This is a genomic window from Mycobacterium sp. (assembly GCF_035499775.1).
In the GTDB taxonomy this organism is placed as follows: Bacteria; Actinomycetota; Actinomycetes; order Mycobacteriales; family Mycobacteriaceae; genus Mycobacterium.
This window is the reverse complement of sequence record NZ_DATJYB010000601.1, coordinates 1-12,474: the sequence shown is the minus strand read 5'-3', so window position 1 is coordinate 12,474 and position 12,474 is coordinate 1. Positions and strand designations below refer to the sequence as shown.

Here is a 12,474-nt window from a genome sequence, read left to right as displayed (position 1 = left end):
CTCCCCGAGGTCTTCGGCGTCGGCGATGCGTTGGCCGGCGTCGGCTTTGGTGATGCGTAGCCGGTTGGCCAGCGCCTCGCGCAGGGTGCCGCCGAGTTCTTCTTTGCCGGCTTGGGCGTGGAGTTCGTTGATCAGGGTGTGTTGGGGGCGCGCAGCCGGCGCGCCAGGCGTTCCAGGCGTTCCAATGCGCGTAGGCGTTCGGGGGTGGTGAGTACGTCGAAGGTCAACTCGCCCAAGCGGTCGGCGTCGGCGTCGAGTGCGTCGAAGACCTCGACGATCTGCTCCCGACTGCTGGCACCGATGCCTCACATTGTAGGAACAGCGACCGACAAGAAACGCAAGTGGCGCAAGGGGTTTCGCAGCTACGTCTGCTCGCCCAACCTAGTCGCGCGACATCGCTTCGGCCGCAGCGCGTTCCCCGGAGCGCACCGCGCCGTCGACCCAGCCGCACATGACGGCCGAGCTCTCGGTCCCGGCCCAATGGATGCGCCCGCAGGGCTCGCGCAGGGTGTAGCCGAATTCGGTGAGTACACCGGTCCCGGTGTGGCTGATCATCCCGCCACCGGAGTAACGCTCGGTGGTCCATTCCTGCTCGTAGTATTCGAGCGGCGTGCTCGCTCTGCTGCCGAACCGGTTGGCCAGTTCGCCGATGATCGCCGCTTTTCGCTCGGCGGGGTCGAGTCGTGCGAGCCGGCGCGCGGCCGGGCCCTCCGTGATCGCACACATGATCCCCGGGCTCCCGGTGTCCGTGCAGGCGTCGATGCTCAGGGTGACCGCGGATCCCGGCGCGGCTGACTGGCCGGACAATCCGTCGGCACGCCAGAACGGTTCGTCGTAGACGACCGAGGTCTTGTAGATCGCCCCACTGGGCATGCGCCGGTTCAGCAATGTCCGATCCAGCGGCAGCATCGGCTCGTAGACGATCGAATCCGCGATCGCCATGGGAATGGCCACGATGACTCGGCGTGCCCGCACCGCTAAATCGCCCGCGCGAACCGTTACACCGTCGTCGTCCTGGGCTATCTCCCGGACTGGCTGTGACAAGTGCAGCGAGTCACCGAGTTCCGCGGCCATCGGCCGGTAAATCGCACCCATCCCGCCCACCGGACGGGCGTCCTGGGCGCCGCCTTCGCCCGAAATGACGAAGTTGGGACCACCGGCGGACCCCATCTGCAGCAGCACCCACAGCAACGAAATCTCAGTTGCGGCCGAGGTATAAGGCCCGGCCAACGCCATGTCCAGCATCTCGCGGGCCGGCTTGGACATCACGTTCTCTTCCAGCCATTCCCCGAGGCTGATGCGGTCCCATTCGGCGGCGTCCTTGGCCTCCCAAGGGGCCTCGCGCGGAACCGCTTTGCACATCTTCTCCACCGCGAGCAGACCCAGTCCGAGGTTGGCGACCGCCCACTTGCTCATGGTCCAGGGGATGGTGCCGCCGTACCGGTGCTGCTTGCCCTCGAAGATCATCATCGCGTCACCGTCGTTGTGCTGCTTGTATTCCGGTACCTCGAACTCTTCCATCAGCGCATAGATCCGGTCGTGGCCCGGCCCCACCCACGCGCCGCCGCGATCGATCCACACGCCGTCCTCCCGGGTTACGGTGAACGTGCGACCACCGACCCGGTCCCGAGCCTCCAGCAAGGCGACCGAGCGCCCCGCTTGCTTCAGCCGCAGTGCGGCAGTCAAACCGGCGAATCCCGCTCCGACTACACAAAAATCGACGTCCACGCTGGCTCCTCAATTGCAGTTCTGTGCCGGGCCTCAGCAGCAAACTACACCGCTGGCGGCGCCAGCAGTGGCCGGTTCACCCGGATTTCTCGAGCGGTTCAAACGGGTTGGCCAACCGACGAATCCGGCAGGCTTTCCGATGATGAAATACCCTGTACAACAGCGGCTTTGAGCTACCGCCGAGTTCGGCGGCTAGGGTGCGATGACAGGCGGGTAAGGCAGGTCGGTGCTGGCATGTGCGTCGACGTGCACCGGGTGGCCGAGGTAGGGGAAGGCCCGTTGTGAGCAGGCGGGCCGGTCGCAGATCTTGCAGCCGGCGCCGATCGGCACGATCGCCTCGGTATCTGTCAAGTCAATGCCGACCGAGTAGACGAGGTTCTCGGCATGGGCCACGTCGCAACCGAGCCCGATCGCAAAGCTCTTGTCCGGGCCGAGGTAGCGGCCGGGTTCGGTGGCGGTGGTCCTGGCGACCCAGAAATACGTGCGCTCGTCGGGCATCTGAGCTATCTGGGTCAGGAATTGACCGGGCCGGGAGAAGGCGTGGTGAACCACCCACAGCGGGCAGTTTCCCCCGACCCGCGAGAAGTGAAATGCCGTGGCAGACTGCCGTTTAGAGATGTTGCCCGCGCTGTCGGTGCGGACGAAGATGAACGGGATTCCGCGCGCGCCCGGGCGCTGCAGTGTGGACAGCCGGTGACAGATGGTTTCGAAGCCCACCTCGAACCGCCGTGCCAATTGGTCGATGTCATGGCGCACGCTTTCGGCGGCATCGAGGAACCTCAGGTAGGGCAGCAGCAGGGCGCCGGCGAAGTAGTTGGCCAGGCCGATGCGGGCCACGCCCCGCGCGTCGTCGCTGAGCTGATCGTCGCCGGCGATAAGACCGGTGATCAGGTCGGTCTGGGTGAGCAGAGCGATCTGAGTCGCGAGCTGAAAGGCGCGTTGGCCGGGATGCAGCCATCGGGCCACGTACAGCGTGTTCGTATCGGGGCGAAACAGGCGCTTGGAGTTGGCATTCAGCGTCTGACCGTCATCGAGGACGACGGTGACGCCGAGTTTGTCGTTGAGTAGCTCGGCGAGCTGGCCGTCGAGCCCTCCGATCCGCAGCCGGTTCCGATCGAACAGTTCCTCGGCCGCGAGGTCCAGCTCCCCGATGTAGTTCTTGCGGTCATAGAAGAAGTCCCGTACCTCTTCGAACGGCATCGGCTGCCCCGAAGTCGCCGATATCTCCACGCTGGCGCGGCTGTGCAGCGCTTCGAGGTCGGCGGTGGCGTCGTGCAACCGACGGTGCAGGTTGACCAACGTCTGGCCCACGCCGGGCATCCGGGCGACGAGCTCCTCGATTTGCGCGGCGGTTGCCGGACCCTCGGCGAGGACCTCCCGCAGGTCCGAAACCAGGCGGGCATCCGAATCCGGCGCAAAATACTGGGTCGGTAAGTCGAAACGTTCGGTGAGGGTCAGCAGTACCGGGACGGTGATCGGACGCTGGTCGTTTTCCAGCTGGTTCACGTAACTGGTCGACAGTTCCAGGACCCGTGCCAGCGCCACCTGGGTTAACCCGTGGTCCTCGCGCAACCGCCGCAGCCGCGCACCGACAAACGTCTTCGACACCTGCGTCAGAGTACGCTCACCCTCTTTCACAAGATTCGCAAAATCGTGCGGATAAGGACACAAAATTACGCTTTTATAGGGCATTTACGTCATGCCGGTGGCTGCGTACTGTGCGGCATATGCGCATTCATGACGTTCGGACTCGGCGCAGCGCCGACGACTTCCCTCGCAGTGAACACCTGGCATGGAAGATCGCCGAGGTGGCCGCAGACCCGGTCGCCGTGCCCGCCGAGACCGAGGCGATGGTCATCAACCGCATCATCGACAACGCCGCGGTCTCGGCGGCCTCGGTTATCCGGCACCCGGTGACCGCCGCCCGCGCCCAGGCGCAGGCGCACCCCGTCTTGACCAGGGGCGCGAAGGTTTTCGGTGTGCAGGGCGATTACTCGCCGGAGTGGGCAGCCTGGGCCAACGGCGTCGCCGTGCGCGAATTGGACTTCCACGACACGTTTTTGGCGGCCGAGTACTCCCACCCCGGTGACAACATCCCCGCCCTGGTCGCGGTCGCCCAGCACCTCGGCGTCGGTGGGGCGGACCTGATCCGCGGCATCGCCACCGGGTACGAGATCCAGGTCGACCTGGTCAAGGGAATCTGCCTGCACGAGCACAAGATCGACCACGTCGCGCACCTGGGCCCGTCGGTGGCGGCGGGCCTCGGCACCATGCTGCGGCTGGACAAGGAGACCATCTACCAGGCCGTCGGTCAGGCGCTGCACCTGACGACGTCCACCCGGCAGTCGCGCAAGGGTCTGATCTCCAGCTGGAAGGCATTCGCGCCCGCGTGGGCCGGCAAGGTCGCCATCGAGGCGGTCGACCGCGCCATGCGCGGGGAAGGCGCGCCCGCCCCGATCTGGGAAGGCGAGGACGGCGTGATCGCCTGGCTGTTGTCGGGCCCCGAGCACACCTACCGGGTCCCGCTGCCCGAGCCCGGCGAGCCCAAGCGGGCCATCCTGGACACGTACACCAAGGAGCACTCCGCGGAGTACCAGAGCCAGGCGCTGATCGACCTGGCCCGCCGGATGCGTGAGCGCTTGGGTGATCTGGACCAGGTCGCGACGATCGTGCTGCACACCAGCCACCACACGCATTTCGTGATCGGCACGGGGTCCAACGACCCGCAGAAGTTCGACCCGGACGCCTCCCGCGAAACGCTGGACCACTCGCTGATGTACATCTTCGCGGTCGCGCTGCAGGACGGCGCCTGGCATCACGAGTGGTCCTATGCGCCGGAGCGGGCACACCGGCCCGACACCGTCGAGCTGTGGCACAAGATCTCCACCGTCGAAGACCCTGAGTGGACCCGGCGCTACCACTCCGGCGATCCGGCCGAGAAGGCGTTCGGTGCGCGCGCGGAGATCACCCTGAAGAGCGGCGAGGTGATCGTCGACGAGATCGCCGTCGCCGACGCTCACCCGTTGGGCGCCAGGCCTTTTGAGCGCAAGCAGTACGTCGGGAAGTTCACCGACTTGGCCGACGGCGTGGTCGGCGACGCCGAGCAACAGCGGTTCCTGTCCGCGGCTGAAGCACTTTCGGATCTGCAGGCAGGCGCTCTGGGTGCGCTCAACATCACGGTCGGTCCGCTGGTGCTGGACAAGGCGCCGACGATTCCGGCGGGGATTTTCTGATGAGCGGGCTGATCGGCAGTGCGGTGCCCGCGGCCGACAAGCGGGCCCGGTTCCGCGCCGCACTGGAAAGCGGCCGGCTGCAACGGTTTCCGGGGGCGTTCTCGCCGCTGGTGGCGAAGCTGATCGCCGACGTCGGATGCCCGGGTTTCCAAGGAGTGTACGTCTCCGGCGCGGCCCTCTCCGCCGATCTCGGTCTGCCCGACATCGGTCTGACCACGTTGACCGAAGTCGCTACCAGGGGTGCACAGATCGCGGGAGTGACCGACCTGCCCACCCTTATCGACGCCGACACCGGCTTCGGGGAGCCGATGAGCGCCGCGCGCACCGTGACCGTGCTGGAGGACGCCGGACTGGCGGGCTGCCATCTGGAGGACCAGGAAAATCCGAAGCGATGCGGGCACCTCGACGGGAAGGCGGTGGTGTCCACCAGCGAGATGGTCAAACGGCTCCGTGCTGCGGTATCCGCGCGCCGGGACCCGAATTTCATCGTCTGCGCACGCACCGACGCCGCCGGTATCGACGGGCTGTCCGCCGCGATCGACCGGGCCAAGGCGTACGCCGACGCGGGTGCCGACCTGATCTTCACCGAAGCCCTGCACACGCCGGCCGAATTCGAGCAGTTCCGCGACGCGGTGGATACGCCGTTGCTGGCCAACATGACCGAGTTCGGCAAGTCGCCACTGCTGACCGCCGGCCAACTGTCCGACATCGGCTACAACGTGGTGATCTACCCGGTGACAACCCTGCGGCTCGCCATGCACGCCGTGCAGGTCGGCCTTCGCGAAATCGCCGACACCGGAACACAATCCGGCCTTCTGGACCGAATGCAGCACCGCAGCCGCCTCTACGAGCTACTGCGCTACGCCGACTACAACCAATTCGATTCGGACATCTACAACTTCGCCCTCCAAGGAGTCGTACCATGAGCACCGTCGACGACCAGCCCCGTATCTTTAAAGGCCTGGCCGGTGTCGTCGTCGACACCACCGCAATCTCCAAGGTCGTCCCGGAGACCAACTCTCTGACGTACCGCGGCTACGCCGTCCAGGACCTGGCCGCGCACTGCGGCTTCGAGCAGGTGGCCTACTTGCTGTGGCACGGCGAACTGCCCGACGACCACCAGTTGGCACTGTTCACTCAGCGGGAACGCGCTAACCGTCGGTTGAACCGGTCCATGCTGTCACTCATCGCGAAACAGCCCGACACGTGTCACCCGATGGACGTGGTGCGCACGGTGATCAGCTACCTGGGTGCCGAGGACGCCGAAGAGGACGACAGCAGTGCGGAGGCGAACCACGCCAAGTCGCTGCGGATGTTCGCGGTCCTGCCCACGATTGTCGCGGCCGACATGCGTCGCCGACGCGGCCTGGAACCCATTGCCCCGCATGGCCATATGGGCTATGCGCAGAATTTCCTGCACATGTGCTTCGGCGATGTCCCCGAACAGGTGATCGTGGATGCCTTCGAGCAGTCCATGGTCCTGTATGCCGAACACAGTTTCAACGCTTCCACGTTCGCCGCGCGGGTGGTCACCTCCACTCAGTCCGACATCTACAGCGCGGTGACCGCCGCCATCGGCGCGCTCAAGGGCCCGTTGCACGGTGGCGCCAACGAGGCGGTCATGCACGACATGCTCGACATCGGCACGCCCGACAAAGCGTCGGAGTGGCTGCAGTACAAGCTGTCTCGCAAAGACAAGATCATGGGCTTCGGACACCGGGTGTACAAGAACGGTGATTCACGGGTGCCGACCATGAAACAAGCCCTCAAGCGTGTCGCCGCCGCCCGCGACGGCCAAAACTGGCTGGACATCTACGAGGTCCTGGAAAAGCGGATGGCCGACGCCAACGGAATCAAGCCGAATCTGGACTTCCCGACCGGCCCCGCCTATTACCTGATGGGCTTCGACATCAATTGCTTCACACCGATTTTCGTGATGAGCCGGATCACCGGGTGGACGGCGCACATCATGGAACAGGTCGCTTCCAACGCGTTGATCCGTCCGCTCAGCGAGTACGTCGGACCTCCGCAACGCGCGCTGATACCGACTCACTGAACGGCAGCTAGGACGGTCCGCCGTACTGCCACACCAGGCTGTGGGCGCCGGTCATGGTCGGGTTGCACCACATCATCCGGCCGTTGGCGTCCTTGGTCGTCGCGTGTAATGACGTGCACGAATCGCCCGGTCCCGGGGCGTCCGCGCGGGCCATGGGCGCCAGCGCGGCGGATGCGACCAAAACCGTCGCGAACACGGCGAATCGAAGTCTGCTCATGAACATCACCTAAGCATCTATCCGGCGGCGCGTCACGCCAAGTGGTAGGCCCCGACGGACGGCTAGAGGGTGGCGAGTATGGCCTCGATCTCAGCGATGAGCGCTTGAAGGGCAGCCCGTTCCAGGGCGAAGTGGTTGAAGAGGCCCGAGACTTGGCTGCCGGTGTTTCCCACACCCGAGTCGAGGGTGCCACCGGAATTGATGATCCCGGATATGGCGGTACCGATGTTCCCCATGCCCGATACGTCGATGGCGGGGTGCAGGACGTGACCGTTGAGGAAACCGGAGACGTGGTCTCCGCTGACACCCACGTTGTTGAGGAACCCCGAAGTGTCGGGGCTCTGCGGGCCGATGCCGGTGATACCGCCGAAGCCATTGAGGAACCCCGAAGTGTTGTCGCCCCCGTTGAAGAATCCTGAGGAGTTGGTCTGCGCGAACATCGGGTTGAAGGAGCCGAGGTTAAAGCTGGGGTTCGGGTTGAGGTCGAGGATCTGGATAGGGATGGACCCGAAGTCGACGGGGACTGAGAAACTATAGGGGCCGAAGCTGCCAGTTATGCCGGCAACGTCGTAGTTGCCCTTAATCCCGACCGTTAGTGTGGCCGTGGGGTGGAGGGTGATGGTGTAGTCCCCGCGCAGTACACCCTCTAGGTTGCCTCGCCAGAGGAAACCATTGCTCTCGTTGCCTCTGATGAATGCGCCGGTGTCGACATTGCCCGAGTTCCCGAGCCCGGTGTTCCAGCTGCCGCTGTTGTACCATCCCGTATTGGTGTCGCCGGCGTTGTAGGAACCCGTGTTCTGGCTGCCGGAGTTCCCTAAGCCGGTGTTGTTGGCGCCCGAGTTCCACAAGCCCAGGTTGTTGTTGCCCGAGTTTCCGTAGCCCGTATTGGCGGTGGCCGAGTTCGCGAAGCCGGTGTTGAAGTTGCCCGAGTTTCCGAGGCCCCAGTTTCCGTTGCCGGAGTTGAAGAAGCCGACGTTGTTGCTACCGGAGTTGAACCAGCCGATGTTGTTGTTGCCCGAGTTGAACAGCCCCATGTTGTTGGAGCCCCCATTCAGGCCCGTGGTGATGTCGCCGATGCCGATCTTGCCAGTGCCGTTGAGTCCGAAGCCGATGTTGTTGGTGCCGGTGTTTCCGAAGCCGATATTCCCGCTGCCGTTGTTTCCGAGGCCCCAGTTGTTAGTGCCGGTGTTCGCGGCGCCGACGTCCAGGCTGCCGTGATTACCTATTCCGATGTTGAGCGAGGTTGGGCTGCCCGAAGTATTCACGTTGCCGAACCCGAAGTTCCAGTTGCCGAAGTTGCCGTCGCCCAGGTTTATGATCCCGTGGTTGCCGGAGCCGAAGTTGAAGCTACCGATGTTGCCGTTGCCCATGTTGGTGTTACCAATGTTGGCAACGCCTAGGTTGCCTTGGCCCAGGTTTCCGTAGCCCAGGTTGAAGCTGTTCCAGCCGGTAAGCACGCCCGCGACATGCTGATCGCCCGTGGCAACGATTCCCGAGCCGCCCAAGGCGTTGGTGAGTGTGTTTTCGAAACCCGAGAGATTGTTGCCGAGGTTCAGCACACCCGCAGAGTTCGTGCCGACGTTCATGAACCCTGAGGTGCCCATGTTTCCATGGCCGCTGTCGTCGTTGTTGTTCCAGAATCCCGAGCTGTTGCCGCCGAAGTTATGCCAGCCCGACGACGAGGTCGAACCCTCATCCCAGTTGAAGGCGCCCGATGAATCGGTGCCGGTATCGAAGGCGAAGGCGCCGTGGTTCAAAATGCCCGGGACGGGCCTGATGTCAATCAGGGTGATGGGCACCTTGACCGTTAGGTTTGCGAACGGCGTGAGACTAAGACTCAGACCGGTGATACCAAAGTGGAAATTCTTACTGAGCGTCGGTGAATTAAATTTGGCAGTGATGACCTCTTTGAAATTGATTTGGTTGTTGTTGTTGGTTGCGTAGTTGAAGCCAAGGTTGCCGCTACCCGTATTGAGTGCGCCGGTGTTGAGGTTGCCGGTGTTGAAGAAACCGGTGTTGTAGTTGCCTGGGTTGCCCGTGCCGGTGTTGGTGCCGCCCACGTTGAAGCTGCCGGTGTTGACGTTGCCCACATTGCCTGAGCCGGTGTTGGTGTTGCCCGAGTTGGTGATACCAAAGTTGACGCTCCCCGAATTCCACAAGCCCGTGTTTTGGCTGCCCGCGTTCCCAAAGCCCGTGTTGTAGTTGCCCGAGTTGAACAAGCCGACGTTTCCGTCGCCCGAGTTGAAGAAGCCGATGTTGCCGCTGCCCGAGTTGAACATGCCGAAGTTGTTGCTGCCGGAGTTGAAGAAATTGGTGAGGTTGCCAATGCCTATCTTGCCGGTTCCGTCGAGCCCAATGCCGATGTTTCCGCTGCCGGTGTTTCCGAAGCCGATGTTTCCATCGCCTTTGTTTCCGAAGCCGTAGTTCGAGTTGCCCTGATTCCCGGCGCCGATGTTGTGGCCTGCGGAACCCCCAGTGCCGAGGTTGCCGAAGCCAACGTTTCCGGTGCCCACGTTGCCGGCACCTACGTTGCCGGAGCCTTGGTTTCCGCCGCCGAACAGGTTATTGGAACCGTGGTTCCCGCTGCTGAATATGTTCTGGTTGCCCAGGTTTCCATTGCCGAAGTTCAAAAGGCCGACGTTGCCGATGCCAAGGTTATTGAACTGAATGCTGTTGAAGTCGATTGGGCCTATCGGAAGGCCCGTAAGCGCGATGGGAGGGATAGGGATATTCGGAAGCGTGATACCAAAAATTGTGCTCGCTGCGGGCAGGGCGGAGGCCGCCGCATTGGCGGCGGTACTGACTGCCGGGGCCACCGCGCTGGACAGGGTTTTCACAAAGTTCGGCCACGGTGCCAATTGGCCGGCCAGCGCGGTCGCGTCGGCGTAGTAGCCGGACATCGCTTCCACGTCCTGGGCCCAAAACGCCTCATATCGCCCTTCGCACTCGGCGATCAACGGGCCCGCGAACCCCAAGAAGTTCGACCTCACCAGCGAGATCAGCCGGCTGCGGTTGTTAGCGATGACCGAGGGATGCACCATCGCGGAGAACGCCGCTTCGAACGCGGCCGCCGCCAGGCGGGCCTGACTGGCCGCTTCCGCGGCTTGGGTTGCCGAGGCCATCAAACCCTTCGCATAGTTGGTGGCCACCGAAGCCATCGCCGTTGACGCGGGGCCCTGCCAGGCTCCGCCCACCAGGCCTGAAGTCACCGAGGAGAACGAGTTCGACGCGGCCTGCAGCTCGCTGGCCAGACCCTCCCAAGCGCTTGCCACCCCGAGCATCGGCCCGGACCCCGCGCCGGAATACATCAGCGCTGAGTTGACCTCGGGCGAGAACACCGAAAAATTCATGGCCGAACCTTTCTCGGGGTGGCTGCGTCGCCGTGCCGATAACCCCTGGCTAGGCCCCCCCGGAGAATCAACCGGAAGGTTAAAGGCGTATGCAATATACGTCCATCCCGGTCAAAAAGTGGGGGTTTTCGACGAGTTCATGACCGTCGGTATGGCCCGGTTATTTTCTTCGAAGACAATTATCTTGTTGCCGGGGAGTGACGACTTTCGTTATTTAAGGTAGCTAATCATACGTGCGTTGAATAGTGCCTGGTCCGGCCGCGGTGCGGGGCCGCCGGCCCCGCCCCTTGTGTCGCGAGCAGGGTGCACGGGGTGGCGGGGCGGGTGCACCGGCCTAGAACGCGTTTTAGTCTGTCCGCCATGGGATTCCTGAAGCCCGACCTGCCGCAGATCGACGTCGCCGAATGGAGCAAGGGCAGTCGCAGCGAAAAGATCCGCCCGATGGCCCGGCACTGGGCCGAGGTGGGCTTTGGAACCCCCGTCGCGCTGCACTTGTTCTACGTCGTCAAGATCCTGCTGTACATCCTGGTGGCCTGGCTGATCGTGTTCAGCACCAACGGCATCAACGGATTCACCGACGTCAAGTCGTGGTACGCCGAGCCGATCGTGTTCGAAAAGGTCGTGCTCTACACGATGCTGTTCGAGGTCGTCGGGCTGGGCTGCGGCTTCGGGCCGCTGAACAATCGGTTCGTCCCGCCGATGGGCTCGATCTTGTACTGGATGCGGTTCGGAACCATTCGGCTGCCACCGTGGCCGGATCGCTTCGGGTGGACCAGGGGCACCAAGCGCGCCCCGGTGGACGTCGCGCTGTACGCACTGCTGCTGATCTTCATATTGGGTGCCCTGTTTTCCGACGGCACCGGCCCGGTCCCGGAGCTGAATACCAAGGTTGGGCTGCTGCCGAAGTGGGAGATCGTGATGATCCTGCTGACCCTTGGCGTGCTGGGGTTGCGCGACAAGGTGATCTTCCTGGCGGCTCGCGGTGAGGTCTATGCCACGCTGGCGGTGACCTTCCTGTTCGGCGCCGTGGACATGATCATTGCCGCTAAATTGGTCTTCCTGGTGATCTGGATGGGCGCGGCGACGTCGAAGCTCAACAAGCACTTCCCGTTCGTGATCTCCACCATGATGTCCAACAACCCGCTGTTCCGGCCACGGTTCGTCAAGCGGATGTTCTTCGAGAAGTTTCCCGACGACCTGCGGCCCGGACGCTTGTCGCGGCTGTTCGCTCATGTCAGCACCTTCATCGAGATGTGCGTGCCGCTAGTGCTGTTCTTCTCGCCCGGCGGCTGGCCCACCACCGTCGCCGCGATCGTGATGGTGTGCTTTCACCTGGGGATACTCACGGCCATCCCGATGGGGGTGCCGTTGGAGTGGAACGTGTTCATGATCTTCGGCGTGCTGTCGTTGTTCGTCGGCCACGCCGGGCTCGGGCTCACCGACCTGAAAAACCCGATCCCGGTGGCGATTCTGTTCGCCTTGGTCGCGGGCACGGTCGTCCTGGGCAACCTGTTCCCGCGCAAAGTCTCCTTCCTGCCCGGGATGCGCTACTACGCCGGTAACTGGGACACCACGCTGTGGTGCATCAAGCCCTCGGCGAACGACAAGATCGACAGGGGCATCGTGGCGATCGCCAGCATGCCGCAGGCACAGCTGGAACGCTTTTACGGCAAGGACCGGGCACAGATCCCGATGTACCTCGGATATGCGTTTCGCGCCATGAACACGCACGGCCGCGCCCTGTTCACGTTGGCGCACCGCGCCATGGCCGGACAGAACGAGGACGACTACGTCATCACCGACGGAGAACGGATCTGCAGTACGGCCATCGGGTGGAATTTCGGCGACGGCCACATGCACAACGAGCAACTGATCACCGCGATGCAGCAA

The 12,474-nt window shown here is 63.6% G+C and carries 8 protein-coding genes and 1 pseudogene; 4 read left to right on the top strand and 5 right to left on the bottom strand.

Annotated elements, in window-relative coordinates; translation table 11 throughout:
* From VML93_RS36325 to VML93_RS36315, 3 genes and pseudogenes are all read right to left on the bottom strand, one after another.
* A pseudogene (locus VML93_RS36325) lies at positions 1-302 on the bottom strand (DUF222 domain-containing protein); the annotation flags it as partial.
* A gap of 79 nt (positions 303-381) precedes the next feature.
* Complete coding sequence (locus VML93_RS36320; protein ID WP_325618376.1) at positions 382-1,728, bottom strand: flavin monoamine oxidase family protein; 1,347 nt, start codon at positions 1,726-1,728, stop codon at positions 382-384.
* 192 nt (positions 1,729-1,920) lie between these two features.
* Positions 1,921-3,345: a short-chain fatty acyl-CoA regulator family protein gene (locus VML93_RS36315; RefSeq protein WP_325618378.1), complete on the bottom strand. Its 1,425-nt coding sequence runs from the start codon at positions 3,343-3,345 to the stop codon at positions 1,921-1,923.
* A 110-nt stretch (positions 3,346-3,455) separates the two neighbouring features.
* Between VML93_RS36315 and prpD the strand changes: the two genes are divergently transcribed.
* From prpD to VML93_RS36300, 3 genes are read left to right on the top strand one after another with little or no spacing between them, the layout of a single operon-like run.
* The gene (gene prpD, locus VML93_RS36310; RefSeq protein WP_325618374.1) at positions 3,456-4,961 is read left to right on the top strand and encodes a 2-methylcitrate dehydratase PrpD; all 1,506 of its coding nucleotides are present in this window, start codon (positions 3,456-3,458) and stop codon (positions 4,959-4,961) included.
* A complete protein-coding gene (gene prpB, locus VML93_RS36305) occupies positions 4,961-5,887 on the top strand; it encodes a methylisocitrate lyase (protein WP_325618372.1) in 927 nt (308 codons plus the stop codon). The genes prpD and prpB overlap by 1 nt, the downstream gene beginning before the upstream one ends.
* Positions 5,884-7,017 (top strand): bifunctional 2-methylcitrate synthase/citrate synthase, encoded by a 1,134-nt coding sequence (locus VML93_RS36300; RefSeq protein WP_325618370.1) that lies wholly within the window; start codon positions 5,884-5,886, stop codon positions 7,015-7,017. Before prpB ends, VML93_RS36300 begins: the two co-directional genes overlap by 4 nt.
* 7 nt (positions 7,018-7,024) lie before the next feature.
* Here VML93_RS36300 and VML93_RS36295 read toward each other — a convergent pair whose 3' ends face one another.
* Both VML93_RS36295 and VML93_RS36290 read right to left on the bottom strand, forming a co-directional pair.
* Positions 7,025-7,234, bottom strand: coding sequence for a hypothetical protein (locus tag VML93_RS36295; RefSeq protein ID WP_325618368.1), 210 nt, complete (start codon positions 7,232-7,234; stop codon positions 7,025-7,027).
* Positions 7,235-7,296: 62 nt separating this feature from the next.
* Positions 7,297-10,584 carry a PPE family protein gene (locus tag VML93_RS36290; protein WP_325618366.1) on the bottom strand — a complete coding sequence of 1,096 codons (3,288 nt, stop codon included), beginning with the start codon at positions 10,582-10,584 and terminating at the stop codon, positions 7,297-7,299.
* 360 nt (positions 10,585-10,944) lie between these two features.
* Between VML93_RS36290 and VML93_RS36285 the strand changes: the two genes are divergently transcribed.
* On the top strand, positions 10,945-12,474 hold a 1,530-nt coding region (locus VML93_RS36285; RefSeq protein ID WP_325618364.1), incomplete at its 3' end, for a DUF3556 domain-containing protein.

Coding starts and splice junctions, on each gene's coding strand:
- VML93_RS36295 (WP_325618368.1), bottom strand. CDS start 7,234: ATGAGCAGACTTCGATTCGCCGTGTTCGCGACGGTTTTGGTCGCATCC.
- VML93_RS36290 (WP_325618366.1), bottom strand. CDS start 10,584: ATGAATTTTTCGGTGTTCTCGCCCGAGGTCAACTCAGCGCTGATGTAT.
- VML93_RS36300 (WP_325618370.1), top strand. CDS start 5,884: ATGAGCACCGTCGACGACCAGCCCCGTATCTTTAAAGGCCTGGCCGGT.
- prpD (WP_325618374.1), top strand. CDS start 3,456: ATGCGCATTCATGACGTTCGGACTCGGCGCAGCGCCGACGACTTCCCT.
- prpB (WP_325618372.1), top strand. CDS start 4,961: ATGAGCGGGCTGATCGGCAGTGCGGTGCCCGCGGCCGACAAGCGGGCC.